The organism is Pseudomonas sp. TE3552 (assembly GCF_056278945.1).
In genome coordinates this window covers 3,668,732-3,693,864 of record NZ_JBWBQJ010000001.1, presented here as the reverse complement: position 1 = coordinate 3,693,864, position 25,133 = coordinate 3,668,732, and the positions used below count along the sequence as shown (strand labels likewise).

Below are 25,133 nucleotides of genomic sequence, written 5' to 3'. Positions count from 1 at the left end.
TCCATGCGTTCTCTCAATCTGCTGGCGCTGTGCTGTTTCAGCCCTCTGTTATTTGCCGCCGACATCCCGGGCAGCCAGGACCTGCCGATCGTGCCGCGTATGGCCGATGCGCAGATTGTCGACTATCGCCCTGTGGCTGAGCTCGAGCGGATCTACCCGCTGGGTTCGATCCGCAAGATCAGCGGCCAGTTGCGCTTCGACGGCCAAGTCTCGGCTCGGGGTCAAACCACCTCGGTCACCTACGAGTTGCCACCGGAGCATTCCTCCACCGATGCCTTCACCGCCGCTCGCGAAGCCTTGCAGAAGCAAGGCGCTGAGTTGTTGTTCTGGTGCCAGGCCCGGGATTGTGGCGAAAGTAGCGCTGTGGGCCAATGAAGTCTTCGGCAATGCCAAGCTTTATGGCGCCGATAATGAGCAGGCTTATTTGCTGCTGCGTCTGGCGGCCCCTCGAGACAACACACTGGTGGCGCTTTACAGCATTACTCGCGGCAATCGCAGGGCTTATCTGCACGTCGAACAGTTCGACGCCTCCACGCCGCTGGGTGATGTGCTGCCGACGTCCGCGACTTTGCTGCGCCAGCTCAAAAGCACCGGGAAACTCGATTTCCCCAAACTCGGCGGCGCGCCTGACGACACCTGGTTGCGTCTGATTTCCCGAGGCTTGAACCTGGACACCACGCTGCGAGTCAGCGTTGCGGGGGCCGATGCCGAAGCCTGGCGTCAGGCGCTGATCGGCCAGGGCGTACGGGCGACGCGGATGGAAACCGGCAGCGTCGAAGGCTCTGGTTTGCACTTCGAGCTGTTGCGATAAGCTTCATTCGGCGAACGCGTGCTGCGCGTTCGCCTACTCTTTGCTGACTGACTTTTTCAGGACCTTACATGCTCAATAACGATCGGCTGTTGGTGCAGATCCTGCTCCTGGTGCTGTTTGGCGCGAGTTTATGGGTGATGGCGCCTTTCTGGTCGGCGCTGTTCTGGGGCGCGGTACTGGCGTTTGCCAGTTGGCCGCTGATGCGGCTGTTGACCCGTTGGCTCAACGGCCGTGAATCCCTGGCGGCGCTGTTGTTGACGCTTGGCTGGATGCTTTTGGTGGCGGCGCCGCTGGTATGGCTGGGGTTCAACCTGGCGGATCACGTGCGTGATGCCACGGCGTTTATCAAGGATGTGCAGGTCGATGGTCTGCCGCAAGCACCGGCCTGGCTGGGCAGTATTCCCTTGGTCGGCGAGCGATTGGTGGGGATCTGGAACAGCATCGATCAACAGGGCGCGGCGATGATGCTGGCGATCAAGCCTTATCTGGGGCAGGTGGGTAACTGGTTACTGGCGCGCAGTGCACAGATTGGCGGCGGGATTCTCGAGCTGACGCTGAGTATTGTCTTCGTGTTCTTTTTCTACCGCGATGGGCCGCGGTTGGCGGTGTTTGTTCATGGGCTGCTGGAGCGGCTGATCGGTGAGCGTGCCGGGTATTACATCGAACTGGTGGCGGGCACCGTGCAGCGGGTGGTCAATGGGGTGATCGGCACAGCGGCGGCCCAGGCGGTGCTGGCGTTGATCGGCTTCCTGATTGCCGGCGTGCCTGGGGCGTTGGTGCTGGGGATCGTGACCTTCCTGCTCAGCCTGATTCCGATGGGGCCGCCGTTGGTGTGGATTCCGGCCACGGCCTGGTTGGCCTGGAAAGGGGAGTACGGGATGGCGGTGTTCCTCGGGATCTGGGGGACGTTCATCATCAGTGGGGTCGACAACGTACTTAAACCGTACCTGATCAGCCGGGGCGGGAATTTGCCGTTGGTGATCGTGCTGCTCGGGGTGTTTGGCGGGTTGATTGCGTTTGGATTCATCGGCTTGTTCATCGGCCCGACGTTGTTGGCCGTGGCTTACAGCCTGCTCACCGATTGGAGCAAGAGTCAGGTTCGGGTTGAGGATCGCAGGCCCTGACCTGTGGGAGCGAGCCTGCTCGCGATAACGATGACGCGATGTACTTGATGATACGGGCCGGCTGACTCACATCGGCTCCGGCGGCCCAATCAATCTTCCCATCACCCCAAACAACCCCAGCTCGCGAATCACCTCCAATTCGCCTTGTGTCTCCACCATCTCGGCAATCAACGGCAAATCAATGCTGTTGGTCGCCCGGAAAATCGCCTCGATGAACAGGCGTTTGTCTGTCTGCTCATCGATGCCCCGTATGTAGGCACCGTCGATTTTCAGGTAAGCCAGCCCCAGTTGCGTCAGGTTGCCGATCTGGCTGAAGCTGCCGCCGAAATGCTGCAACCCGATGCGGTAACCGGTATTGAGCAGGCTGTGGCTCAAGCGTTGCAGTTCTTCGGGAGGTGGCAGTTGGCGTTCGTCGATTTCCAGGATCAGCAGCGGCGCGAGTTCTGGCAGCGATTCGAGCAGGTCGAGGATCTGTTGCAGTTGCGCCTGATCGCGCAGGGTACTGCCGGACAGGCTCAGCGCGAGGGGCCAGCGGTTGGCGGCCAGGTATTCGAGGGTGGTTTCGAGCATCGCCAGGTCGAATCGCGCCGACCAGCCAAGACGCTCGATCCACGGCAGGAAATGCCCGGCGGCAATCGCCTCGCCCTGCGGATCGAGCAGGCGAGCGAGGACTTTGTGGTGCAGCACCTGGCTGGTGTCGGCGCACTGCACCACCGGTTGGAAATACAACTGCATCTTGCCCTCGGTCAGTGCCTCGTCGATCCAGCTGCGCCAATCGTGTTGGGAATGGTTCGGCGCGGTATCGGTGTGGGCCTGGGCTTGGTACACCCAGGGGCGCTCGGGATGTTGCCGGGCCTGGGTCAGCGCCTGATCGAGGCGTAGCAGCACGTCGCTCGCCGGTTCGCCGGGGTGATAGGCGACCACGCCCAGGTGCGCCACCGGCATGCAGTCGCTGGCGCCGGTAAGACGCAGGTTTTCCAGGGTGGCGCTGATTTCGGAGGCCAGCCGTGCCGCGTCCTTATTGTCCAAGCCTGGGGTCAACAAACTGAATTCGCCGCCGCGATTGCGCGCCCCGAGCCAGGTTCGACGCTCCGGCGGTTGCATCAGGCGCTTGAGCAACTCGCCGACGGCACTGATCAGGGCATCGGTGCGCTGGCCGCCCAAGCGTTGGTTGAGGCCGATCAGGTCATTGATTCGCAGCATCAGCAAATGACCGTCGCGGCTTTGCTCGGAAACCAGTAATTGGTCGGCCAGATGTTCATCCAGCAAGCGCCGGTTCGCCAGGCCCGTCAGGGCGTCCTGATAAGATTCGGCTCGCAGATTTTCACTGCGCGCGGCCTCCTCGGCGAACAGCGCCTTGAGCTTTTCGACCATCTGGTTCATGGCCAGCACCACGCGTTTGAGTTCCGGCGTGCGCGGCAGTTTCGGCAAACTGCGGAATTCGCGTTTGCTGATGGCTTCTGCCTGTTTGACCATGTTGTCGAGCGGGCGCAGTTGCCGGCGCAACAACCAGCCGCCGAACACGGCGCTGAGCAGCCCGCAAATCAGTAACCAGATCAGGCTGCCGAGGCTGCTATCCCAGAGTTTGGCCAAGGCGAATTGCGGATTGCTCAACACTTCGACCCGCGCCGCCTGCTGCCAGCCACGGGTGATCAGTGCGTCACCACCTTGCGGACGCAGATTGACCACGCTCACAAACCACTGCGGAACGCCTTCTATTTGCGCCGGTGCGCTGCGTTCCACCAGCACCTGTTCATTCTCGATGTTGATGACCCGGATGCTGCTGAAATAGCCACTGTCGAAAATCGAGCTGACCATCAATTCGATCATCGCCGGGTCGTCGATCTGTGCGGTCAATGACAGGCCCAGCGCCGTGGCCGCGTCCTGGGCGTGAGAGCGCAACTGGCTGAGCATCTGTTCGCGAGAGCTTTCCAGGCTGACAAAAAAGTTGCCGCTGAAAGCCACCAGCAAGAACAGGCAGATGGCCAGGAACAACTGTTTGCGCAATGACATAAAACGCTCCTTGCTGTGGCGGCTAGCCTTCGCCCACGGCGAACCCTTCGATTTGCATCTTTTGCAGCACGTCTTGCCAGCGCGACAGTTTTTTCGAGTCGCTGCTGCGTTTGCCGCCATGGGCCCCTGGCAAGTACAGGCCTTCGGCGTTGAAGGCGTACACCGGCAGCAGATCCTTGCGTTGGGACGCGGGGAGGATCTCGCCGATCAGGTTGTCCAGCACCAGCGGGTCGGCCGTGGGGCTGCCGTAGAAGGTCAACACCATGTGCGCCTGGTTCTGGGTCAGGGCCTTGACGTAGGTGATGCGCAGTTTCTCGCTGGGAATTCCGAGGTGACGCAGGCTGAAATATTTCGCCAGGGCGTAGTCTTCACAGTCACCTGCGGCTTTGATCAAGGATTCCACCGGCGTGGCCCAGTAATCAGTCTGACGCCAAATGCGCATGTCATCCTGAAAACTCAGTTGTTGATTGAAGAAGCGATTGACCGCGTTCAGTTGCTCGCGCTCAGGCTGGTTGAGTTCGCTTTGCAGCATTTGACTCCAGGCCTCGATCCGTCCCTGGGCCGGGCCAAGGGGGCCGTAGCGTTTTTCGGCCGTTTGCAGAATCTGCGCAAAATCCCGGTCGGCCCAGACACTGCCCAACCCGGCCAGCAGAAAACTCGCCAGCAGCAGCCATCCGCCGAACCGAAGTCGGAGCGTTGACCATCCTGGACTACGCGGACTGCGGGACATGTCTGGCCGCTCGGGTGCAGATGTCTGAAGTCTAGGCGCTGATTTGGGCGGGGTAGGGCAGGTCGTCGGACGAATGGACGTCAGCGGTTTGCTTTCCGTGGCGAGGGGGCTTGCCCCCGTTGGGTTGCGAAGCAGCCCCAAAACCTGCAACCCACCTTCTCCTGACACACTGCATTGATCGGATTGGCGACTGCTTCGCAGCCGAACGCAGCCTCGCTGGGGCTCGACAGCTGCTACGGGAATCAGGGTTTATGCAGGGTTTTCTGCCGCAGGATGTAAACCGTCACCAGCACCGCACTGGTCAGCATGAACCCCCGCGCCCACGGCAGCGGTACCAGATAGCAAGAGAACAGAATGCTCGCCCACATCAGCCCGATCGCATAGACCTTGCCCTTGAGCGGAATGCCATTGCCGCTCAGGTAATCGCGAACCCACGGCCCGAGCCGTGGATGTTCAACCAGCCAGTGATAGAAACGCGGCGAACTGCGGGCGAAACAGGCGGCCGCCAGCAACAGGAACGGTGTGGTGGGCAGCACCGGCAGGAAAATCCCGATCACCCCCAGCGCTACGCTCAGCCAGCCGATGGCCAGCAGCACGTAGCGCAACATCAGGGGGCGGTTGCCTATGGGGTTGTCCATAGGCAAAACCTTAGTGGTGACGTGGCTTGAGGATCGCCGGTTTTTCGTCTGGCGCGTTGCACAGCAGGTACAGCGCGGTCAGGGCTTCCGGGATCTGCACGATCATGTCGTCCATCAGGTTGGCGTCGGCCGCGATGTCGGAGAACTCAGGCTGTTCGTCGAACAGACCCGAACCGACCATGATCGGCAGCAGCATTTCGCTGACTTCGTCTTCGGCGGTTTCGAACCAGGCCGCTTCGCGCAGGAACACGCCTTCCATGAAACCGATGCACCAGCCGCGCAGGTCGGAGTCGTCCGGGTCGTCGCCCAGGTCCAGGTCGCACGGCAGCTCGAACTCTTCGTCGGACGCCAGTTGGCGGGCGATGTGAGCCTTGAGCAGCAGCAGGGTGGATTCGATCGCTTCACGCTCGGTGTCGTCGGCGTAGTGCGGCTCTTCGGCGAAGAGTGCGTCGATCCATTCACGGTCGGGAACGCTTTCGGAACAGATCGACAGCGCAGTGAGGTAGCCGTGGGCGGCCACGTAGTCCAGCGCCTCGTCATGCAGCTCGTCGGCGTCGAGGAAGACTTGCAGGCGGGTTAGTTGCTCAGCGAAGGACATTAAAGGGCTACCTTGGGGAATATACGATGCGGGAATTCTAGGCCTTCTTGAGCGCTTGGGCCAGCCGCGCGGTGTATTTGCACCTTTGCAGGCTTGCGGGATGCTGCATTCCCTGTGGGAGATTCTATGGTTGAGGGGAAGCCCTCAACTGACTTTCGGTTGGTATTCGTCCTGCCCCTTTAGCAGAGCGAATACCACCCGAGCGAGCTTTCGAGCCAGCATCACCAATGCTTGAGTCGTGCTGAAACCCCGAGCTCTTTGTTCTTGATAAAAATCTTTCCAGGCCTCGGTGCGACTCGCCGACATTGCCGCATTGTGCAGCAGCCGCCGAGCTTCCGGGTCACCGCGCTTGGTCAAACTGCGGCGGCCATCTTTTTGCCCCGATTTTGATACCCGCAAATCCATTCCCAGAAAGGCGATAAAAGCATCCGCGTTTCTGAAGTCACCCCTCTGAAACGCCGTGATCAAACGCGCTCCTGTCAAAAAACCAATGCCTTCCACTTTCAGGCAGCGTTTTAACTGGCCCAGCAAACCGGCTTCTTTGAGCTGATCGTTGATCGTCTTCTCGATCAGCATCTCAAGCTGTTGCATGGACTTCACTTGTTCGGCAAAAGCGGTCTTGAGCAGCGGCTCATTGGCCCAGCTTTGCACCAGGCCGACCCTTGCCTGGACCAACGCCGCCCGGCGGCGGAAAAGACCCAGAAGCTGGCGGTATAGCGGGGATGGCGGGGTCCATGGGTGAAGCTCTTCATGTTCATTTTTCAGATACCGAGCAAGCAGCTTGGCATCCAGTGCATCAGTTTTGGCGCGGACCTTCACACCTTCGCGGTAATGCTTGAGTTCATAGCCGCCCACCATGTAAATCACGCATCCGGCCTCGTAGGCCAGATCGGCGAACTCCAAGTGGTAGATATTGGTGGCTTCGACGGCAATGGCCACCGTACTCGGCAAGGCCTTCAACCACTTCTTGATGGCTGTTTTGTTGTTGGGAATCTCTTCAAGCAGGCTCAGTTCGGCGTGATAAATCACCAACTCATTCTTGGCGACATCCACGCCCACGATCGGCTTTGAAGCAGAAACCGGCATTGCCATAGGATTTCCTCCGGGATATGGTTTTAAGCACTTGAAGGGCTCACCCAGGGGCGCAGGCTTGTTCCTATCGTCGGTCTAGGCCAGATGCATTCTTTATCGGCGCTTGGGTGAAAGGAGGAGGGGCGAACTCTCCCACGGTCTGTACTGCGTCAACAGTCAGAATCGAGCCTTGTCCCTTCTCCTCCCTTCAAGTCCTACCATACAAGCGAGCCTGCTCGCGATGAGGACATAACATTCAATAACAATATTGACTGGCCCACCGCTATCGCGAGCAGGCTCGTTCCCACAAGTTGGCTTTCATGTCTTATCAGTGGCGCCCTTTGCCGGACAGGCGTCGGGTATACTCGCGCGTTTTGTGATGCCCTGCTGGCGTCACGGCTGAGATGTGAAGCGTCATGCAATGCGTACTTACGATTTGTCAGTGCAGCTTTCGTGATTCTGAACCAGCCTTGCAGGGATGTTTCGGTGATTTTTGGAGTTTTTATGCTCGAACAGGCTCAACGCGTCCTCAAGGACATCTTCGGCTACGACAGTTTCCGTGGCCGTCAGGGTGCAATCATTGAGCGCGTGGCCAGTGGCGGCGACGCCCTGGTACTGATGCCTACCGGGGGCGGCAAGTCCTTGTGCTTCCAGGTGCCGGCGCTGCTGCGCGACGGGCTGGCAGTGGTGGTGTCGCCACTGATCGCGCTGATGGACGATCAGGTCGCCACCCTCGAAGAGCTGGGCGTTGCCGCGGCGTCGTTGAACTCCACTCTCAGCGCCGAGCAGCAGCGCGACCTGGCGGCGCGGATCAAGCGAGGCGAGGTGAAAATGCTCTACCTGGCGCCCGAGCGCCTGGTTCAGCCGCGCATGCTGGCCTTTCTGCAAAGCCTTGAAATTGCCTTGTTCGCCATCGACGAAGCGCACTGCGTGTCCCAATGGGGCCACGATTTCCGTCGGGAATACCTGCAACTGGGCCAGTTGGCGGAATTGTTCCCCAACGTTCCGCGCATTGCCCTGACCGCCACTGCCGACAAGCGCACCCGGGAAGAAATCGTCGATCGCCTGCATTTGCAGGATGCCGAGCGCTTCCTGTCGAGTTTCGACCGCCCCAATATTTTTTATCGCATCGTGCCCAAGGAACAGCCGCGCAAGCAGTTGCTGGCGTTCCTCGCCGAGCGGCGCAGCGATGCCGGTATCGTTTACTGCCTGTCGCGCAAAAAGGTCGACGAAGTGGCGGTGTTCCTCAGTGAGCAGGGCTTCCCGGCGCTGCCGTACCACGCCGGCCTGGCCAACGATACGCGGGCTCACCACCAAAAGCGCTTTCTCAACGAGGAAGGCCTGATCATGGTCGCCACCGTGGCGTTCGGCATGGGCATCGACAAGCCCAACGTACGTTTTGTCGCGCACCTGGATTTGCCGAAGTCCCTTGAGGCCTACTACCAGGAAACCGGTCGCGGCGGTCGTGATGGCCTGCCGGCGGATGCCTGGATGGCGTACGGCCTGCAAGACGTGGTGATGCTCAAGCAGATGCTGCAAAACTCCGAAGGCGATGAGCGCCACAAGCGTCTGGAGCAGCACAAGCTCGACGCCATGCTCTCGCTTTGCGAAGAAACCCGCTGCCGCCGCCAGACCCTGCTCGCGTACTTCGACGAAGACATGCCCGAGCCCTGCGGCCACTGTGACAACTGCGTCGACGGCGTGCAGACCTGGGACGCCACCGAGCCGGCCCGTCAGGCGCTGTCGGCGATCTACCGTACCGGTCAGCGTTATGGCGTCGGTCATCTGGTGGACGTGCTGCTGGGCAAGGACAACGAAAAGGTTCGCAGCTTCGGTCATCAGCATTTGTCGGTATACGGTGTAGGCAAAGCGATGGGGGAGAGCGAATGGCGCTCCTTGTTCCGACAGCTTGTTGCCCGAGGCCTGGCGGACATCGACCTCGAAGGCTACGGCGGTCTGCGCCTGAGCGATACCTGTCGGCCGCTGCTCAAGGGCGAAGTGACTCTGGAACTGCGCCGCGACCTCAAGCCGCAAACCACCGCCAAAAGCAGCAAGAGCCAGGCCAGCCAACTGGTTCGCGGTGAAGAACGCGAACAGTGGGAAGCCCTGCGTGCCTTGCGTCGCAAACTGGCTGAAGAACATGGCGTGCCGCCGTATGTCATCTTCCCCGACTCGACGCTGCTGGAAATGCTCCGCAGCCAGCCGACTTCGTTGGCGGAAATGGCCACGGTCAGCGGTGTCGGCGCGCGCAAGCTGGAACGGTACGGCGAGGCCTTCCTCGAAGTGCTTGGCGGCCAGGTCGAGGCGCCGAAAGTGGTGGCCGATGTGCGTCACGAGCTGATCACGCTGGCCCGGGCCGGCATGACACCGCTGCAGATCGCCGGTCAGTTGCAATGCTCGGAAAAGAACGTCTACACGATGCTCGCCGAGGCCATCGGCAAGCAGCAACTGTCGCTGGAGCAGGCGCTGGATCTGCCCGAAGAATTGATGGGCGAAGTCCAGGACGCCTTCCTCGACGGCGAAGGCGAGTTGCCCTCGGTATCAGACATTGCCGCGTTGTTCGCAGGGCGAGTGCCGGAAGGTGTTTTGTATTGCGTTCGTGCCGCGCTGCAGTCCGAATTCGAACTTTGAACGTCTGGCCGCGCAGGTGTAACGATTCAGTGCAGAGCAAACCTTGCCTATAGCCAAAGGTCATGCTTAGCTGACTAATAATTAGTTTTTCTCTATTTCAGTCTAACCATGAGTGTTTTATGCCGTTAACCGATCAACACCGCTTTGGCATGCAACTGGCCCAGATGTCCCGGGGCTGGCGTGCCGAACTGGACCGCCGACTGGCGGGCTTGGGTCTATCCCAGGCGCGCTGGCTGGTGCTGCTGCACCTGGCGCGTTTCGATGATGCTCCCACCCAGCGCGAACTGGCGCAAAGCGTCGGCGTCGAAGGGCCCACCCTGGCTCGACTGCTCGATAGCCTGGAAAGTCAGGGCCTGGTGCAACGACAATCCGTGCTGGAAGACCGTCGGGCGAAAAAAATCGTCCTTTGTACTCCGGCCCGGCCCTTGATCGAACAAATTGAAACCATTGCCACCCAATTGCGCCACGAACTGTTCGAAGGCGTTGATGAGGCGGATTTGAAGGTCTGCATGCGTGTTCACGGGCACATCCTGGCCAACCTGGAAAAATCTTGAGGCACAACCACGCGCCAGACTTTTGAGATACCCCGTTGGGCAGACTATAAAGAACTACTAGGCAATATCGTGTTCGTACCGGATGTGCGAACACGTACAGGTTGGTTCTGGTTATCTAAGGGATGCTCATGCTCGAGAGTTGGCAGATTGTATTGCGGTGTTGCGCCAGGCTGTTGCTGGTCGGTAGTGCCGTCAGTTACTCGGCATTGGCCCCTGCGCTAGGGTTGGGTGACATCACCCAGCATTCGGCGTTGAATCAGCCATTCAATGCCGACATCGCCCTGGTGGACGCCGATGGGCTGGAGGAGGGCGAGCTGTCCGTCAGCCTCGCGTCGGCGGATGAGTTCAACCGCGTCGGCGTCGAGCGGGTGTTCTTCCTCAACGATCTGAAGTTCACACCGATCCTGCGGGGCAACCACCGCCTGATCCGGGTGACCTCCAGCAAACCGGTCAACGAACCCTTTCTGAATTTTCTGGTGCAGCTCAATCAGCCCAACGGTAGTCTGCTGCGTGAATACACGGTACTCATCGATCCACCGGGCTCGCCGTCAATTGTTCCCGCCAACGACGCCCCCGCACCGCCCCCTCCATCTTCCGGGTTCCCGTCCGTCGAACCTGTTGTTGCACCGCCTCCCGCTGAGAAGGGGGCGGCCCCCAAGCCTGAAGTCGATAAACCCGCCGTGCTGCCTGCGATTGATCCTGTTGCCGAACAACTGGCTGCCAGCGTGTTGCAAAACCAGCAGTTGCAAAAAACCATCGATGAGCTGAATGCGAAGCTTCAAGGGCAGGACGAGCATATCGCCGGTCAGAAAAAACAGCTGGTCGAGCTGCAAACCCAGCTGGCGGAAATCAAACAGGCACGGCCGGAGCCGGTCGCACCCGGGGCGCCGGCGCCGGTGCCGGTAGTCGTCGAAACGCCCGAGGCAACTCATTGGCCGCTGATCATCGGGTTGCTGACGCTGGTGGCTTTGATGTTGCTCGGCGTGTTCGTTCGCCGTCAACGACAGCAGGTTCGGGAATTGCCCGAGCCGTTGCCAATGCCGCCGTCGCGCCATGAGCCGGTACTCAACCGCACGGCAGAACCGGCCAGGCCGGTGTCCCAGTCACAGCCAAACACCGGCTCGGCTGAAGAGACTCCCCCAGGCGATGTGCTGGAAGGGGTCGGTATCTACCTGGCGTATGGCCGTTTGTCCGAGGCGGCCGGTTTGTTGCGAGACGCATTGGTCAAGGAACCCCAGCGCACTGATCTGGCCGTGCAATTGCTGGAAGTCCTCGGTAAACAGGGCGACGTGCAGGCTTATGACGCACAGGAAAGCAGCCTGCGAGATGCCGGGTTCGATGCGCAGCAACTTCAGGACATCCGCGCCCGCCACCCGAAACTGATCGGTGCCGTACCGGTGGCCGCCGCCGTGGCAGTGACGCCACCGACGGCGGCACTAAACCAAGCGGCACCGAGCGATGAGTTCCAGTTGAACCTGGATGACCTGTCGATGGATTCGAGTTGGGACCTGATCAGCCCCTTCGAAAACTCAGCGTCCAGCGCCAAACTGTCGAAAGAGCCTTCGCAGGCAGACGACCCCGGGTTCACCTCGAACCTGCACGTATTGCCCGACGTCTTCGAGATACCCGACGAGCCGACGCTGGACGAGCCTGAGCTTGAATGGGTAGCCGAACCAGACTCCCAGTCTCTGGACGAAACTTTTCTCAACGAATTCAGCGATCCCGGCCAGCCGCTGGAGCTGGAACCGCTGAATGCTGAGTTGATGGACCTAGAACCGGCCGAGACGAGCAGCGCGGGCAAACTCGAACAGGCCCAGACCTGTATCGATGACGGCGACCTGGACAGCGCCATCGAGTTGCTCAACGAGTTGCTCAAGGAAGGCGACGAACCGCTCAAGGAGACGGCGCGGACACTGTTGGCCGGCATCCGATAACACCCTTCCCGGTGTAGGAATCCGGGGCAAGACGGCTATTATAGCGACGCCCCCAGGTCCAGGAGTCTTGTCAATCATGACCGCACACAAACCGGAAATCGTCATCACCTATTGCACGCAATGCCAATGGCTGTTGCGCGCTGCCTGGCTGGCCCAGGAACTGCTCAGCACCTTCGGCGACGATCTGGGTAAAGTGTCCCTGGTGCCCGGCACCGGCGGGGTCTTTCACATTTTCTGTGACGATGTGCAGCTCTGGGAACGCAAGGCCGACGGCGGTTTCCCCGAGGCCAAGATACTCAAGCAGCGGGTCCGCGATCAGATCGATCCGGACCGCGACCTGGGCCACAACGACCGTACTCAGTGAGACGCAGCTTCTGCCGCCACCGCGTTCTTGCTTGAGCTGCCGGACAGCCGGCTGGAGACCACGATGGCCACGATGATCAGTGCGCCGCCGATCAGCATGCGCAGCGTCGGGTTTTCGTTGAACAACAGCCAGGCCAGAGTGATGCCGTAAACCGGCTCCAGCGCAAATATCACTGATGCGGTTCGCGCTTTGATCACCGCCAGGCTGGCGACGAACAGGCTGTGGGCCACGCCGGTGCAGAACACGCCGAGCAGGCCGATCCACAGCCAGTCGATGGCGCGCACTTCGCTCAACTGCGGTGCCGCCACCGGCAGCAGGCAGATCGCAACCACCACGTTCTGACACAGTGCCGCCTGCACCGGCGGAATTCGCCCGGAGCTGGCGCGGTTGGTCAGGGACAGCAGAGCGAACAACAAGCCGGAAGCCACCGCCCACAGCAGGCCGGTAGTGGCGCCGCTGGCCAGATCAAAGTCGGGCGTGACCAGCACCAATCCAATGCTGACCAGCACCACCAGCAGGATTTCGTTGGCGCGGATGCGCTCGCGGAAGATCAGCCCTTCGAGGATCACGGTAAACGCCGGGAAACTGGCAAACCCCAGTGTCGCGATTGCCACCCCGGCGACCTTCACCGCGATAAAGAAACTCACCCAGTGCCCGGTCAGCAGCAAGCCGCTGAGCAGCAGGCGGCGCAGGTCTACGGCGTCGAGTTTCTGCCAACGGGTACCGCTTGCGAACCGTGCGAAAAACGCCAGGGCGAGAACGGCAAACGCGGCACGGCCGAACACGATGATGGCCGGCGAAGCGGCGGCGAGTTTGCCGAATACGCCAGTCAGGCCGAACATCAGTGCACCGATATGCAGAGCGCCAAGGGCGGTACGGGGAGTCATTGCAATCCTTGATAAATGTATTGGACCAGACCATTGAACCGCGCAATGACTTGCCGTGTCTGTCGGCAAACTATCGTCTCTTGTCGCCGGCCTCGCGCCTGACGGATTTTTTGCCCTAACACTCGCCAGTCAGGCCTGGCACTGCCTGTGGCGAGGGAGCTTGCTCCCGCCGGGCTGCGAAGCGGCCCCTCTCTATCTGGTAAAGAAGGGGCCTGCTGCGCAGTCCAACGGGAGCAAGCTCCCTCGCCACAGGTTACTGATTGCTCGTTCTATCTATCAGCCAACCGGCATTTGCCTCGCGGCGCAGTTTACCGGGCGAGGCACCGAACTCGCGCAACACCGCCGCGGCGAAAGCGCTCTGGGAGCTGTAGCCGACCCGACAGGCAATCTCGCCAATGGGCAGTGCCGAATCGCGCAACAAGCCGACAGCGATGTGCAGCCGACGACTGCGAATGTAGTCCATCGGCGTCTGCCCGCATTCAGCCAAGAACCGTGCGTGCAACCGGGCACTGGACAGGCCGGCAATGCGTGCCAGATCGGCGACTTGTAGCGGATAGGCCGCGTATTGATCGATGTGAGCATTGAGCGCCGCATAAGGCAGGCGCCGACCGCCGACACTGTCGGGCTTGGCATTGTTGAGGCTGGCCAGCAACAGCACCGCGCCTTGCTGGGCGATCAGCGGATCACTGATCGGGCTGCACGCCAACCAACTCACCAGTTGGCTTTGTCCGGCGTCCAGCGACAGGCGCCCGGCATTGTCGAGCAAGCGGCGGCTGGCTTCGGCGTGATCGCCAAGGGACTGCAAAACCCACTGGTCGCTCGGCACATCCAGTACCAGGCAACGACTGCCATGGGCGCTGTCACAGGCATGATGCGCGCCCGACGGCACCACCACGAAACTCTGCTGAACCACCTGACTACCACGCCCCTCAACCTCGAAGTCCAGCGCGCCCGACAGCCCGAACACCAGTTGTGCGTGGTCGTGGCTGTGGACGATCAGGTCGTGGGTGTACTGGCGTAGCGTGAGGATCGGTCTCATCGCAGTTCTCCTGTGCAGGTCGCCAGTCTACACCGGGTGCGGCCCGACTCGCGCTGTCACAAGACTGACTTGCCACTGTCATGGGCAATTCACCCGACCGGCGCAAGCTTGCCAAAACTTGTCCTGAGGGTTGCCCATGACCAGCGCCGAGCTCGCCAAACCCAGCCGTAAGCAACGTGTGCGGACCTTATGGATTTCCGACGTGCATTTGGGCACCCGGGATTGCCAGGCCGAACACCTGTCGCAGTTTCTCAAGGGCTATCACGCCGACAAGATTTACCTGGTTGGTGACATCATCGACGGCTGGAAGCTGCGCAGCGGCATGTATTGGCCTCAGGCGCACACCAACGTGATTCGTCGCCTGCTGACCATGAGCAAGCGCGGCACAGAAGTGATTTATGTCACCGGCAACCATGACGAATTCCTGCGCCGTTATTCGAAGCTGATGCTGGGCAATATCCAACTGGTGGACGAAGCCGTGCACGTGACCGCCGATGGCCGTCATTTGCTGGTGATACACGGCGATCAGTTCGACGTGATCACCCGTTATCACCGCTGGCTGGCCTTTCTCGGCGATTCGGCCTACGAATTCACCCTGACGCTCAACCGTTGGCTCAACCATTGGCGTGCCCGTTATGGCTACGGCTACTGGTCGCTGTCGGCGTACCTCAAGCACAAGGTCAAGACTGCCGTCAGCTTCATCAGCGACTTTGAAGAAGCCATCGCCCACGAATGCGTCAAACGCGAATTGCATGGCGTGGTGTGCGGGCACATTCACCATGCCGAGATTCGTAAGGTTGGCGAGGTGGATTACCTCAATTGCGGGGATTGGGTGGAGTCGTGCACGGCACTGATCGAGCATTGGGATGGCTCGATCGAGCTGTATCGGTTGGCCGATGCCCAGGCGCGGGAGGCCGGGTTGAAGGCGGTGAAGGTCGCTGAGCCGGCGTGAACCTGAGGCTTAATCTATGTGGTGAGGGGGCTTGCCCCCGTTGGGTCGCGAAGCGACCCCAAAACTATTCATCCCGGTTGTATCGGGTAGACCGTATTCGTCGGTTTTTACGACTGCTGCGCAGCCGAACGGGGGCAAGCCCCCTCGCCACAGGTTCCTGACATTCATCAGGCTGGCGAATGTTCTTCCATCGCCGCCTTGTAAATCGAATTCTTCGGCTGTGCAAACAGCCGTTCCACCATCGGTTCAAAGAAGCTCAGCGGCAGTGTGTCGTACGCCGGATCAAACGCCGCCGCATCGTACCGGGCGCAAAATTCGATGGTCGCCTGATACTGCGGATGACTGCTGAATTGCTCGCGCAAATGCCGGTCCATGCCCAGGTGATGGAAGAAGTAGTAGCCCTGGAAAATCCCGTGCTTCTCCACCATCCACAAGTTCTCGGCGCTGACGAACGGCTTGAGGATCGCCGCGGCTATGTCCGGGTGATTGTAGGAGCCCAGCGTATCGCCGATGTCATGGAGCAGGGCGCAGACCACGTACTCCTCGTCGCGTCCATCGCGCCAGGCACGGCTGGCGGTTTGCAGGGAATGGGTCAGGCGATCCACCGGGAACCCGCCGAAATCACCCTCCAGTAACTTCAAATGCGCCACGATCCGTTTGGGCAATTGCCGGGCGTAGGCGCTGAAATCCGCGGCGATGATCGCCCAGTCTTCCTGAGTGCCGTCCTGCATGTGGGTGAAGCGGGCATGGGCATTCATCGGTTACCTCTTGTTCTGATCGAAAGGGACGTTTTGAGTGTAGGGGCTGGATCCAATGTCGCATTGGCTGCGCAGGACGCTTTTGTGGCCAAGGGAGCCTAAAACGGCACGCGACCCAGAATCATGTCGCGGTACATGACGAAATCGCCGAGCAGGCTGTAAAGGGGATGCTGAAAGGTTGCCGGACGATTCTTCTCGAAAAAGAAATGCCCGACCCAGGCGAAGCTGTAACCGGCCAGCGGCAGGGCCAACAACATCCACCACACGCTTTTGCCGATGGTCAGCAGCAGAATGAAAATAACCAGGGAGGTGCCGACAAAGTGCAAACGTCGGCAAGTGCTGTTGCGGTGTTCGCTGAGGTAATACGGGTAAAACTCAGCGAAGCTATTGAAACGTTTGATATTTTCCACGACTGCGATCTCTGTGGGAGTTGATCAGTAACAAGTTGCTCTGCGGGTAGCTTATTTGAGTCTAGAGTGATCAGTGGCATCAGCCAGTGACAATAGGCGCCACTTTAGTATCCTTCGGAAATGGGTCGTGGCATGCGGCCATCACGTAGTAGACGCTATGAGCGAACGAACGACTTCTGCAAGCTGGGCGATGGGGATTGTCAAAGCACTGGAAATGGACGGCCTGGATTGCCGGGTTCTGTTCAAGCAGCTAGGGCTCGACTACGCGGCACTGGATGATCCGGATGCACGCTTCACACAAGATTCCATGACGCGGCTCTGGCAGCGCGCGGTCGAGCTGTCCGGTAACCCGGCGATCGGCCTGAACATGGGCAAGGTGGTGCGACCGGCGTCCCTGCACGTCGCTGGTTATGCCTTGATGTCCAGTCGGACCCTGGCCGAAGGCTTTCAACGTCTGGTGCGTTATCAGCGAATCATTGCCGAAAGTGCTGACCTGAGTTTTCGCATACTGGACGAGGGTTATGCGCTGATTCTGACGGTGCATGGCGACCACCTGCCACCGACCCGACAAAGTACTGAAGCATCGATGGCCTGTGCCCTGGCGTTTTGCGGCTGGTTGACCGGGCGCGCGCTGCATCCGCGCAAAGTGCTGTTGCAGGGCGATCAACCCGCCGATCTCGAACCGTATAAGCAAGCCTTCCACGCCCCGATGATGTTCAATGCGCCCTATGACGCCTTGATTTTCGAGCGCGCTGAGCTGGAGGCGCCGTTGCCCACCGCCAACGAGGCCATGGCGCTGCTGCACGACCGCTTTGCCGGTGAATACCTGGCGCGGTTTTCCGAGAGCCGCGTGACCCACAATGCGCGGCAGGTGTTGTGCCGCTTACTGCCCCAGGGCGAGCCCAAGCGCGATGCGGTGGCGCAGGCGCTGCACCTGTCGCAACGTACCTTGCAGCGACGCTTGCAGGAAGAGGGCACGAGTTTTCAGGCGTTGCTGGATGACACGCGGCGTGAACTGGCCGAGCAATACCTGGCGCAATCGGGCATGACCCTGCTGGAAATTGCCTACCTGCTGGGGTTTGCCGATCCGAGCAACTTCTTCCGCGCCTTCCGACGCTGGTTCGAAGTCACTCCCGGCGAATACCGGGCGCGGCTGGTGGAAGCACCCAAGCCGGTCAGTGACGCCAGAACGCAGGGATACACAGAACAAACACCGTAATGATCTCCAGCCGGCCCAGCAGCATGCCGAACGAGAGAATCCACTTCGCGGCATCCGGCAGGCTGGCGAAGTTACCCGCCGGGCCGATGGTTTCGCCCAGCCCCGGGCCGACGCCGGACACTGTGCTGGCCGCGCCGGTCAGGGCTGTCATCCAGTCCACGCCGAGCAGCGACAGCAGCAGCGCGATCACGCAAATGGTGATGGCGAAAAAGAACGAAAAGGTCAGGATCGACCGCACGATCTCTTCGTCGAGTCGGTGGCCGTTGTATTTCTGCTTGATCACCGCACGGGGGTGAATCAACTGGTTAAGGTTGGCCTTGAGCAGAATGTAGGCAACCTGGAAGCGGAAAATCTTGATCCCGCCAGCGGTCGACCCCGAGCAGCCGCCGACAAACCCCAGATAGAAAAACAACATCAGCGAGAAATTGCCCCAGAGGCTGTAGTCCCCCAGTGCAAAACCAGTGGTGGTCACCACTGACGTCACGTTCAGTGCCACATGCCGCAACGCCTCCAGCCAGTGCAACTGAGTAGTCCACCAGTACCAGGTGCCGAGCACCAGCCAGGTCACCAGCAACATGCCGAGCAAGCCTTGCACCTGTTCATCCTTGATCAGCGCCCGACGGTTACCGCGTAATGTGGCGACATACAAGGTGAACGGCAGGGCGCCGAGAATCATGATGACGATCGCGACCCAATGCACCGCAGGCTCCGGCCATTTGGCCAAAGACTGGTCGGAGGTGGAAAACCCGCCGGTGGAAATCGCCGACATCGCGTGGTTGATCGCATCGAACGGGCTCATCCCGGCCCACCAGAACGCCAGGCTGCCGAAAATGGTGATGCCGACGTAGGTCGCTACGATCAAACGCGCCACCATGTGCGAACGGGGCATGACTTTTTCGGAACGGTCTGACGACTCGGTCTGAAACAGCCGCATGCCACCGATGCGCAGCAATGGCAGAATCGCTACCGCCATGCCGATAAAACCGATCCCGCCGATCCAGTGCAGCAATGAGCGCCATATCAGGATGCCGGGGGACATGCTGTCCAGGCCGGTAAGCACTGTCGAACCGGTGGCGGTGATGCCGGACATGCTTTCGAAGAACGAGTCGGTGTAGCTGATGTGTTGGGTCAGCAGGAACGGCAGGGCGGCGAAGATGCACACCACCAGCCAGCTGCTGACGGTCAGCAGGTACATGTCTCGCGGGCGCAGGTGGATGTGTTCGGGGCGTCCCGGAATGACCAGGGCCAGGCCGGCGACAAAGGTGATCATGCTGGCCCAGAGGAACGACGGCAGGTCACTGGTGCGATCGAAAATCACCAGTGTGGCCATGGGCACGACCATGGCGATGGCCAGCGTTATCAGGAAGATGCCGATGATGAAACCAATGATCCGTAAGGTCGGCAACGCCATGAAGTCCGCTCGGGCTGATAGTGGGAAGGGCGCCATTCTACCTGCGGGGTAGGGCATGTAAACCGACGCCGTCGCGACACTTGACGCTAGAATAGCCAGACATTTTTTTCAGGAGGTGGCCGATGCAGGCTCTCGACGCTTTGCTCAACCGTGTTTCCGTTCCACGACTGCTTGATCCGGCGCCCACTGCCGAGCAACGGGAAGTGCTGTTTGCCGCCGCGATGCGCGCGCCAGACCACGGCCACTTGCAGCCTTGGCGCTTCCTGACAGTCGAAGGTGCGGCGCGCGAGCAAATGGGCGAGTTGCTGGCCGAAGCGGCGAAGCTGCAAGACAGCGAGGTGTCAGAAGCCGCACTGGACAAGGCCCGTAACGGTCCGCTGCGTGCACCGTTGGTGGTTGTGGTGATTGCTCGTTTGCAGGATCACGTCAAATACCCCAAATCCGAACAATTGTTGGCGGCAGGCTGCGCGGCTCATGGAATTTTGCTGGCCGCTTATGCGCAAGGCATTGGTGCGGTTTGGCGCACCGGTGAGCTGGCTTATTCGGCGCATGTCGCCAAAGGGTTGGGCCTGGCGGAAGGGGAAGAGGTGATTGCGTTCCTTTATCTCGGCACGCCGCAGAAAGAACCGCGGGTGGCGGAGAAGGTTGATCTGGCCGAGTTTGTCAGCGCTTGGTCCGGTAAGGCCTGAAGATCAATCACCACTGAATTTATGGTTGAACCACAGCCCCCGGCACCAACGGCAATTCCAGGCTGGCGATGAACCCGCCCTGCGGGTGATTGGCCAGCACCAGACTGCCGCCATGCCGTTCCGCCGCACGGCGTGCAATGGCCAGTCCCAGGCCATGTCCGGCCGCTGTCTGCCCAGGTGCCCGATAAAAGGGCTCACCCAGCTGATTCAAATGCTCGGCCTCGACGCCTGGGCCGTGATCGCGCACGCTGACCACAATCCTGTCGCCCTGACGTAACGCCTGCATTTCGATTGGTTGCCCGACCGGGTTAAAGCGCTGGGCATTGCGCAGCAGATTGTCCACGGCGCGCTCGATCATGGTTGGCCAGCCTTTGAGGTTCAGTTGCGGCTCGGCCTCAAGGCGCACGTTTTGCTCCGGTGAGCCCAACTGAGCATCTTTTTGCAGGGTATTGAGCAGTGCAGTGAGATCCACCTCTTCGGCACTGGCATTGTCGGCATCGACCCGCGCCAACACCAGAATTTCGCTGATCAACGCTTCCAGCCGATCGCACTCACGGGTCAGGCGAGGCCAGAGTTTTTCCCGTTCCTGGGGATTGGCCCGCTCGGCCAATGCCAGTGCAATGCGCAGTCGGGCCAAGGGTGAACGCAACTCGTGGGACACATCGCGCAGCAATTGCCGCTGGCTGCCGATCAGGCTTTGCAGACGCGCGCCCATGCGGTTGAAGTCGTTGGCCAGCACTCCGAATTCATCGCGCCGGTTGGCCAGTTGCGCCAGGCTGTTTTGCTGATAGGTCGTCTGCCCCAGATCATGCACCGCGCCACGCAAACGGCTTAGCGGGCGGGTGATGGAAAAGGTCACCAGCAGGCTGAACAGGGTCAGCACCACCAGCGCGATACCCAGTGCACTCAACGGCCAGAGCAGGCTTTCACGGTGCCAGGCATCCAGTTCCGGGTGCGGAATGCGGTAGATCAGCAGATAAGTGTCGCCCGTTTTGGCGCTGGTATATTCATCGGTCAGGCGTCGCCACGGCAGGCGCCGATCATCGTTTTGCTGCCGTGCTTCGAAGGCTGCCGCCCGCCGAGGGAAGGTGCCGCGTACCACCGGGTCCCCCGCCTCATTGAGTACCTGAACGTCGATGTGATACTGGCGCTTGCGCTGCTCCAAAATGTCCTGGGCGGCTTCTTCGCCCTGGCTTTCGTAGGTTTGCGTCCACTGTTCGGCCAGGGTGTTGAGGCCCGGGTGGCGACTGAGGATCCACGCGTCCTGGTTGAGCATGTGCCCGAGCAGGATGGATAGCCCTGCAACCAGAGCGATGGCCAGCCAGAAGCTGGCCAGGATACGCCAGAACAATGAGCGCACAGAAAATCCTCAAACAAGCACAAATCCCTGTGGGAGCGGGCCTGTGGTGAGGGGGCTTGCCCCCGTTCGGCTGCGGAGCAGTCGTAAACCATTACCTGCGGTTTAACTTTGAAATGTCGGGGCCGCTTCGCGACCCAACGGGGGCAAGCCCCCTCGCCACACAAGCCCGCTCCCACATTAGACTGAGTGGTATCAGACCCAACGGTGTTAGCCGTCGGGTCCAGGGTTAACGCATTATTGCGCTTTTTGCGCTTGCTGCGCTTTCCAGGCCTTGAACTCGGCCCATTCGGCGCGACGCTCAGCTTGTTTCTTCTGGATCTCGTCGAATTGCTTCTGTTGATCCGGTTTCAGCAGCGCGCGAATGTCGGCTTCGGCTTTCTTGTGCTTGGCCGCCATCTCGTCTTTCAGGGCTTTCTGATCGGCTGGCGAGAGTTTTTCCAGGTACTTGTCGACCAGTTGCTGACGCTCGTGCATCTGCTCGCCCATGATCTTGCGGATCTGCTCGCGCTGTTCGCGGCTCAGATCCAGCTGGCTGTAAGGGCCTTTGCCGTGCATGCCGTACATCTGACCGCCGTGGCGTGAGCCTTCCATGTGATCACCCATCGGGCCTGTGCCTTCAGGCGTGGCCATGGCAACGGTCGGCAGGGCGGCAGCAAACATCAGAGCGATAAGAGTCTTGCGCATGGTGTATCTCCTTGTCTCGTTCCCGGTACGTTCCGGATGAGTACAGATTACGCAGATCAAGGTCAGCGGCGGTCAGCGGAGCGTAAAGCTTGGGTAAAGACGATTTTCTACCTTCCTGACAATTTCTCTCTGACGAAACATGGCCTCTGTAGCAGCCTCGCAGTCTTGGCAGTTGCTACAAAGGTTCGGGTCAGGTTCAGAGGCTGTAGTAGTAACCGCGACTGCGCAGGGCCACGATGCGTGGGCGGCCGTCGGGGTGTGGGCCGATTTTTTTGCGCAGGTTGCTGACGTGCATGTCCAGGCTGCGGTCGTACAGGGTCAGTTTGCGACCCAGGGCGATTTGCGCCAGTTCCTGTTTATCCAGCGGTTCGCCGGGTTGCTTGAGCAGGGCTTCGAGCAGGCGGCTTTCGGAGACGGTGAGGGTGAATTCCTGTTCATCGATGCTGACCACGCCACGCACTGGGCTGAAGCACAAATCGCCCAGTTCGAGCTGGCTGGAGACGGCTGTCGGATGACTGCGGCGCAACACCGCGCGCAGGCGGGCTGTCAGTTCCCGTGGGTCGCATGGCTTGGCCAGGTAATCGTCGGCACCGAGTTCCAGGCCGAGGATGCGGTCCAGCGGTTCGCCACGAGCCGAAAGCATCAGCACCGGCAAATCCGGATGCTCACTGCGCAGTTGCTTGAGCAGTTCCAGGCCGCTACCGTCCGGCAGCATAACGTCCAGCACCACGGCCGCCGGAGAAGTTTCGGCGAGCGCGCGACGGGCGCTCTGGCCGTCGTGGCAGGCACGGACCTGAAAGCCTTCCTGGCTCAGCCAACTACCCAGGAGCTCACACAGCTCCTGGTCATCATCAATTAATAACAGCTCGCTCATGACTCACTCAATTTAGCCATTGCCGACGTTTTCTTGTGGCACCGCTGGCGAAGATACCGCAGAGCAGGGCCAATAGCGCTACTGCGCCCCCGATCACGAACCATTGCTGTTGATCAGTCAGCAAGCGCGGCAGCGGGCTGCTGGCCTGGGCTTCCTTGAGTTGCAGCTTCAGGCGCTGGTTCTCTTGGCGCAACCGGCTCAACTGGGCGCTTTCGCGTTCGCCATCGGTATTTTGCAATTGTTTGCTCAGTTCTTCTCGTTGCTGTTCGCTTACCTTCAAGCGCTGCTGCAACTCGGTAATCTGGCTGCCGGTACTCAAGGACAGCGGCGTCGAGTTGCCGCCTTCGGTGCTTTCTTCACCGTGGGCGGGCGCCATGATCGACAACGTCACCAACATCAGACACAACGGACCTTTGCGCATCGCAACTCCTGATTCCAATACGAGTATTGGGCAGGTTGTCGGCCGATAAACGAGAATAATGAGCGTTGAGCGCGCGATGAGCCGATAAGGTTCATCGCGCGGGAGGAGTTTACGGCAGGACTTGCTTGAACGGCTTGACCAAAACATTGGCGTAGACGCCTGCGGCAATGTACGGGTCGGCGTCGGCCCAGGCCTGGGCGGCGCTCAGGGAATCGAACTCGGCGACGATCAGGCTGCCGCTGAAACCTGCCGCGCCCGGGTCATTGCTGTCGACCGCCGGGTGCGGACCGGCCAATACGATGCGACCTTCGCCTTTGAGCACTTGCAGGCGCTCAAGGTGCGCGGGCCGTGCGGCCAGTCGGGCTTCCAGGGAGTTGGCGACGTCTGTGGCAATGATTGCGTAAAGCATGTCAGTCCTCGGTTTTTGGCGTTGTGGTATCGGCATCATGCAAATGGCGGGACAGGTAGATCCCCTGGGCGACCAGGAACAGCAAAGTCATGCCCAGGCTGCCGAAGACTTTGAAATCGACCCAGTATTGCTGGAAGGTGAACGCCACGAACAGGTTGGCGGCGCCACAGAACAGGAAAAAACCTATCCAGGCGATGTTCAGGCGGGTCCAGACGGGTTCCGGCAGAGTCAGCGCGTGACCCATGATGCGTTTGATCAGCAGTTGGTCACCGACGAAATGGCTGCCGATGAACGCGAGGGCGAACAGCCAGTTGACCACCGGGGCTTTCCATTTCAGGAAGGTCTCGCTGTGGAACGCCAGGGTCAGGCTGCCGAAGACCAGGCAAGCGATGAGGGTCAGCCACTGGCTCTTCTCCAGCTTGCGCTGCTTGATGTACAGCGTGCCGTAGACCACCAGGGAGCTGACGATCAGCATCGCGGTGGCGCTGTAAATACCACCGACAGACAGTTGATGACCGCCAATATCGACGACCCGAGGATCGATTTTGAAGACGATGAAAAACAGCAGGAGCGGGATGAAGTCGATGAATTGTTTCACAGTGGCAGCCAGAAGCAGGATGTGGCGGCATAATAACAAACATATTGAGGCGCGATAGCGTCAGCTGATTTGAGGTGACACAGTCCTGTGAATGTTGATTTGCACTGCCATAGCACGGCCTCCGATGGCGCCCTGGCGCCTGCGACACTGGTTGCGCGTGCGTTCGAGAAAGGCGTGCGAGTCCTGGCCTTGACCGATCACGACACCCTTGAAGGCCTCGACGAGGCCCGTAGCGCCGCGACGGCGCTGGGGATGCAACTGGTCAATGGCGTCGAATTGTCCTGCACCTGGGGCGGGGCGACCATTCACGTATTGGGCTATGGTTTCGACGTCAATGCGGCGCCGTTGGTCGAGGCCATTGCAAAATTGCACGACGGCCGGTGGCTACGGTCCGAAGAAATAAGCCGCAAGTTGGCGCTTAAAGGCATGCCGGGGGCGCTCGAAGGGGCCCGGGCCATTCAGCAGGAGCTGGGCGACAGCGGCAACGCGCCGGCCCGTCCACATTTCGCCGACTGGATGGTGCGTGAAGGTTTCGTCAAGGATCGCGCCGAAGCGTTCCGTAAATGGCTGGGCGCCGGCAAACTGGGTGACGTCAAACAGCATTGGCCGACCCTGGAGGACACTGTCGAAACCCTGCGCGCCGCGGGTGCCTGGGTCAGTCTGGCGCATCCTTGGCATTACGATTTCACTCGCAGCAAGCGTCGCCGCCTGATTTCTGACTATATTCAAGCCGGGGGCCACGCGATAGAAGTGGTCAATGGCCATCAACCCGCCGAACAGGTGGGCAGCCTGGCGATTCTTGCCCGTGAGTTTGGTCTGCTGGTCAGCGCCGGCAGTGATTTTCATGGCCCTGGAGGCTGGTCCGAGATCGGTGAATATCGCCCGCTTCCAGAGGATCTGCCACCACTGTGGTGTCGATTCAAACATGACCCAATTATTGCCGTCGTCTGAACA

25 protein-coding genes and 1 pseudogene are annotated in these 25,133 nt (G+C 60.2%); 10 read left to right on the top strand and 16 right to left on the bottom strand.

The features are described 5' to 3' along the window. Positions 1-3 precede the first annotated feature (3 nt). A pseudogene (locus ACZ9BB_RS16625) lies at positions 4-811 on the top strand (DUF4892 domain-containing protein). A 68-nt stretch (positions 812-879) separates the two neighbouring features. After that, on the top strand, positions 880-1,935 hold the full coding sequence (locus ACZ9BB_RS16620) for an AI-2E family transporter (protein WP_476214673.1): 1,056 nt from the start codon (positions 880-882) through the stop codon (positions 1,933-1,935). A gap of 66 nt (positions 1,936-2,001) precedes the next feature. On the opposite strand, the gene lapD is transcribed toward ACZ9BB_RS16620, so the two are convergent. The 5 genes from lapD to ACZ9BB_RS16595 all read right to left on the bottom strand — a co-directional run bounded on the left by lapD (position 2,002) and on the right by ACZ9BB_RS16595 (position 7,006). Next, positions 2,002-3,948: a cyclic di-GMP receptor LapD gene (lapD, locus tag ACZ9BB_RS16615; protein ID WP_476214672.1), complete on the bottom strand. Its 1,947-nt coding sequence runs from the start codon at positions 3,946-3,948 to the stop codon at positions 2,002-2,004. 22 nt (positions 3,949-3,970) lie between these two features. Next, positions 3,971-4,678, bottom strand: a complete 708-nt coding sequence (lapG, locus tag ACZ9BB_RS16610; protein WP_476214671.1) for a cysteine protease LapG — start codon at positions 4,676-4,678, stop codon at positions 3,971-3,973. Between the two features lie 242 nt (positions 4,679-4,920). Next, complete coding sequence (locus ACZ9BB_RS16605; RefSeq protein ID WP_476214670.1) at positions 4,921-5,316, bottom strand: YbaN family protein; 396 nt, start codon at positions 5,314-5,316, stop codon at positions 4,921-4,923. Positions 5,317-5,326: 10 nt separating this feature from the next. Then, entirely contained in the window at positions 5,327-5,914 is a 588-nt protein-coding gene (locus ACZ9BB_RS16600) for a UPF0149 family protein (protein ID WP_007895005.1), read from the bottom strand. 144 nt (positions 5,915-6,058) lie between these two features. Then, positions 6,059-7,006, bottom strand: coding sequence for an IS110 family transposase (locus tag ACZ9BB_RS16595; protein WP_476212610.1), 948 nt, complete (start codon positions 7,004-7,006; stop codon positions 6,059-6,061). 483 nt (positions 7,007-7,489) lie between these two features. Between ACZ9BB_RS16595 and recQ the strand changes: the two genes are divergently transcribed. The 4 genes from recQ to ACZ9BB_RS16575 all read left to right on the top strand — a co-directional run bounded on the left by recQ (position 7,490) and on the right by ACZ9BB_RS16575 (position 12,468). Continuing rightward, on the top strand, positions 7,490-9,616 hold the full coding sequence (recQ, locus tag ACZ9BB_RS16590; protein ID WP_476214669.1) for a DNA helicase RecQ: 2,127 nt from the start codon (positions 7,490-7,492) through the stop codon (positions 9,614-9,616). 119 nt (positions 9,617-9,735) lie between these two features. Further along, the gene (locus tag ACZ9BB_RS16585) at positions 9,736-10,170 is read left to right on the top strand and encodes a MarR family transcriptional regulator (RefSeq protein WP_476214668.1); all 435 of its coding nucleotides are present in this window, start codon (positions 9,736-9,738) and stop codon (positions 10,168-10,170) included. Between the two features lie 128 nt (positions 10,171-10,298). Further along, positions 10,299-12,104, top strand: a complete 1,806-nt coding sequence (locus tag ACZ9BB_RS16580; RefSeq protein WP_476214667.1) for a motility hub landmark protein FimV — start codon at positions 10,299-10,301, stop codon at positions 12,102-12,104. A gap of 76 nt (positions 12,105-12,180) precedes the next feature. Further along, on the top strand, positions 12,181-12,468 hold the full coding sequence (locus ACZ9BB_RS16575) for an Rdx family protein (protein ID WP_476214666.1): 288 nt from the start codon (positions 12,181-12,183) through the stop codon (positions 12,466-12,468). On the opposite strand, the gene ACZ9BB_RS16570 is transcribed toward ACZ9BB_RS16575, so the two are convergent. Both ACZ9BB_RS16570 and ACZ9BB_RS16565 read right to left on the bottom strand, forming a co-directional pair. Then, positions 12,462-13,355, bottom strand: coding sequence for a DMT family transporter (locus ACZ9BB_RS16570; RefSeq protein WP_476214665.1), 894 nt, complete (start codon positions 13,353-13,355; stop codon positions 12,462-12,464). The two genes, ACZ9BB_RS16575 and ACZ9BB_RS16570, sit on opposite strands and share 7 nt — an antisense overlap. Positions 13,356-13,608: 253 nt before the next feature. Further along, positions 13,609-14,394, bottom strand: a complete 786-nt coding sequence (locus ACZ9BB_RS16565) for a helix-turn-helix transcriptional regulator (protein WP_476214664.1) — start codon at positions 14,392-14,394, stop codon at positions 13,609-13,611. A gap of 136 nt (positions 14,395-14,530) precedes the next feature. Between ACZ9BB_RS16565 and ACZ9BB_RS16560 the strand changes: the two genes are divergently transcribed. Continuing rightward, positions 14,531-15,346 carry a UDP-2,3-diacylglucosamine diphosphatase gene (locus ACZ9BB_RS16560; RefSeq protein ID WP_476214663.1) on the top strand — a complete coding sequence of 272 codons (816 nt, stop codon included), beginning with the start codon at positions 14,531-14,533 and terminating at the stop codon, positions 15,344-15,346. Between the two features lie 167 nt (positions 15,347-15,513). Here ACZ9BB_RS16560 and ACZ9BB_RS16555 read toward each other — a convergent pair whose 3' ends face one another. Together ACZ9BB_RS16555 and ACZ9BB_RS16550 are read right to left on the bottom strand one after the other, a co-directional pair. Beyond that, positions 15,514-16,104: an HD domain-containing protein gene (locus ACZ9BB_RS16555; protein WP_476214662.1), complete on the bottom strand. Its 591-nt coding sequence runs from the start codon at positions 16,102-16,104 to the stop codon at positions 15,514-15,516. A gap of 98 nt (positions 16,105-16,202) precedes the next feature. Continuing rightward, complete coding sequence (locus ACZ9BB_RS16550) at positions 16,203-16,514, bottom strand: Mpo1-like protein (RefSeq protein ID WP_476214661.1); 312 nt, start codon at positions 16,512-16,514, stop codon at positions 16,203-16,205. A 157-nt stretch (positions 16,515-16,671) separates the two neighbouring features. Here ACZ9BB_RS16550 and ACZ9BB_RS16545 point away from each other — a divergent pair, with 157 nt between their 5' ends. Continuing rightward, entirely contained in the window at positions 16,672-17,733 is a 1,062-nt protein-coding gene (locus tag ACZ9BB_RS16545) for an AraC family transcriptional regulator (RefSeq protein WP_476214660.1), read from the top strand. On the opposite strand, the gene ACZ9BB_RS16540 is transcribed toward ACZ9BB_RS16545, so the two are convergent. After that, on the bottom strand, positions 17,690-19,144 hold the full coding sequence (locus ACZ9BB_RS16540; protein ID WP_476214659.1) for a TrkH family potassium uptake protein: 1,455 nt from the start codon (positions 19,142-19,144) through the stop codon (positions 17,690-17,692). The two genes, ACZ9BB_RS16545 and ACZ9BB_RS16540, sit on opposite strands and share 44 nt — an antisense overlap. Positions 19,145-19,266: 122 nt before the next feature. Between ACZ9BB_RS16540 and ACZ9BB_RS16535 the strand changes: the two genes are divergently transcribed. Then, positions 19,267-19,833, top strand: a complete 567-nt coding sequence (locus ACZ9BB_RS16535; RefSeq protein WP_007938516.1) for an NAD(P)H nitroreductase — start codon at positions 19,267-19,269, stop codon at positions 19,831-19,833. Positions 19,834-19,852: 19 nt separating this feature from the next. Here the strand turns inward: ACZ9BB_RS16535 and ACZ9BB_RS16530 are convergent, their stop codons facing one another. The 6 genes from ACZ9BB_RS16530 to ACZ9BB_RS16505 form a co-directional block, all read right to left on the bottom strand. Next, the gene (locus ACZ9BB_RS16530) at positions 19,853-21,193 is read right to left on the bottom strand and encodes a sensor histidine kinase (protein ID WP_476214658.1); all 1,341 of its coding nucleotides are present in this window, start codon (positions 21,191-21,193) and stop codon (positions 19,853-19,855) included. A gap of 234 nt (positions 21,194-21,427) precedes the next feature. Continuing rightward, a complete protein-coding gene (locus ACZ9BB_RS16525; protein WP_476214657.1) occupies positions 21,428-21,877 on the bottom strand; it encodes a Spy/CpxP family protein refolding chaperone in 450 nt (149 codons plus the stop codon). A 196-nt stretch (positions 21,878-22,073) separates the two neighbouring features. Further along, positions 22,074-22,751: a response regulator transcription factor gene (locus ACZ9BB_RS16520; RefSeq protein ID WP_476214656.1), complete on the bottom strand. Its 678-nt coding sequence runs from the start codon at positions 22,749-22,751 to the stop codon at positions 22,074-22,076. A 7-nt stretch (positions 22,752-22,758) separates the two neighbouring features. Further along, positions 22,759-23,172: an SH3 domain-containing protein gene (locus ACZ9BB_RS16515; protein WP_476214655.1), complete on the bottom strand. Its 414-nt coding sequence runs from the start codon at positions 23,170-23,172 to the stop codon at positions 22,759-22,761. Positions 23,173-23,281: 109 nt separating this feature from the next. Then, positions 23,282-23,581, bottom strand: a complete 300-nt coding sequence (locus ACZ9BB_RS16510) for a YciI family protein (protein ID WP_476214654.1) — start codon at positions 23,579-23,581, stop codon at positions 23,282-23,284. Between the two features lies 1 nt (position 23,582). Next, entirely contained in the window at positions 23,583-24,179 is a 597-nt protein-coding gene (locus tag ACZ9BB_RS16505; protein ID WP_476214653.1) for a septation protein A, read from the bottom strand. 87 nt (positions 24,180-24,266) lie between these two features. Between ACZ9BB_RS16505 and ACZ9BB_RS16500 the strand changes: the two genes are divergently transcribed. Beyond that, positions 24,267-25,130: a PHP domain-containing protein gene (locus tag ACZ9BB_RS16500; RefSeq protein WP_476214652.1), complete on the top strand. Its 864-nt coding sequence runs from the start codon at positions 24,267-24,269 to the stop codon at positions 25,128-25,130. Positions 25,131-25,133: the final 3 nt, after the last annotated feature.

Excerpts from the sequence above, each read along its gene's own strand:
- ACZ9BB_RS16595 (WP_476212610.1), bottom strand. The coding sequence starts at position 7,006 with ATGGCAATGCCGGTTTCTGCTTCAAAGCCGATCGTGGGCGTGGATGTC.
- recQ (WP_476214669.1), top strand. The coding sequence starts at position 7,490 with ATGCTCGAACAGGCTCAACGCGTCCTCAAGGACATCTTCGGCTACGAC.
- ACZ9BB_RS16605 (WP_476214670.1), bottom strand. The coding sequence starts at position 5,316 with ATGGACAACCCCATAGGCAACCGCCCCCTGATGTTGCGCTACGTGCTG.
- ACZ9BB_RS16535 (WP_007938516.1), top strand. The coding sequence starts at position 19,267 with ATGCAGGCTCTCGACGCTTTGCTCAACCGTGTTTCCGTTCCACGACTG.
- ACZ9BB_RS16545 (WP_476214660.1), top strand. The coding sequence starts at position 16,672 with ATGAGCGAACGAACGACTTCTGCAAGCTGGGCGATGGGGATTGTCAAA.
- ACZ9BB_RS16560 (WP_476214663.1), top strand. The coding sequence starts at position 14,531 with ATGACCAGCGCCGAGCTCGCCAAACCCAGCCGTAAGCAACGTGTGCGG.
- ACZ9BB_RS16555 (WP_476214662.1), bottom strand. The coding sequence starts at position 16,104 with ATGAATGCCCATGCCCGCTTCACCCACATGCAGGACGGCACTCAGGAA.
- lapG (WP_476214671.1), bottom strand. The coding sequence starts at position 4,678 with ATGTCCCGCAGTCCGCGTAGTCCAGGATGGTCAACGCTCCGACTTCGG.
- ACZ9BB_RS16525 (WP_476214657.1), bottom strand. The coding sequence starts at position 21,877 with ATGCGCAAGACTCTTATCGCTCTGATGTTTGCTGCCGCCCTGCCGACC.
- ACZ9BB_RS16510 (WP_476214654.1), bottom strand. The coding sequence starts at position 23,581 with ATGCTTTACGCAATCATTGCCACAGACGTCGCCAACTCCCTGGAAGCC.
- ACZ9BB_RS16570 (WP_476214665.1), bottom strand. The coding sequence starts at position 13,355 with ATGACTCCCCGTACCGCCCTTGGCGCTCTGCATATCGGTGCACTGATG.
- ACZ9BB_RS16585 (WP_476214668.1), top strand. The coding sequence starts at position 9,736 with ATGCCGTTAACCGATCAACACCGCTTTGGCATGCAACTGGCCCAGATG.
- ACZ9BB_RS16540 (WP_476214659.1), bottom strand. The coding sequence starts at position 19,144 with ATGGCGTTGCCGACCTTACGGATCATTGGTTTCATCATCGGCATCTTC.
- ACZ9BB_RS16580 (WP_476214667.1), top strand. The coding sequence starts at position 10,299 with ATGCTCGAGAGTTGGCAGATTGTATTGCGGTGTTGCGCCAGGCTGTTG.
- ACZ9BB_RS16620 (WP_476214673.1), top strand. The coding sequence starts at position 880 with ATGCTCAATAACGATCGGCTGTTGGTGCAGATCCTGCTCCTGGTGCTG.
- ACZ9BB_RS16565 (WP_476214664.1), bottom strand. The coding sequence starts at position 14,394 with ATGAGACCGATCCTCACGCTACGCCAGTACACCCACGACCTGATCGTC.
- ACZ9BB_RS16600 (WP_007895005.1), bottom strand. The coding sequence starts at position 5,914 with ATGTCCTTCGCTGAGCAACTAACCCGCCTGCAAGTCTTCCTCGACGCC.
- ACZ9BB_RS16575 (WP_476214666.1), top strand. The coding sequence starts at position 12,181 with ATGACCGCACACAAACCGGAAATCGTCATCACCTATTGCACGCAATGC.
- lapD (WP_476214672.1), bottom strand. The coding sequence starts at position 3,948 with ATGTCATTGCGCAAACAGTTGTTCCTGGCCATCTGCCTGTTCTTGCTG.
- ACZ9BB_RS16520 (WP_476214656.1), bottom strand. The coding sequence starts at position 22,751 with ATGAGCGAGCTGTTATTAATTGATGATGACCAGGAGCTGTGTGAGCTC.
- ACZ9BB_RS16515 (WP_476214655.1), bottom strand. The coding sequence starts at position 23,172 with ATGCGCAAAGGTCCGTTGTGTCTGATGTTGGTGACGTTGTCGATCATG.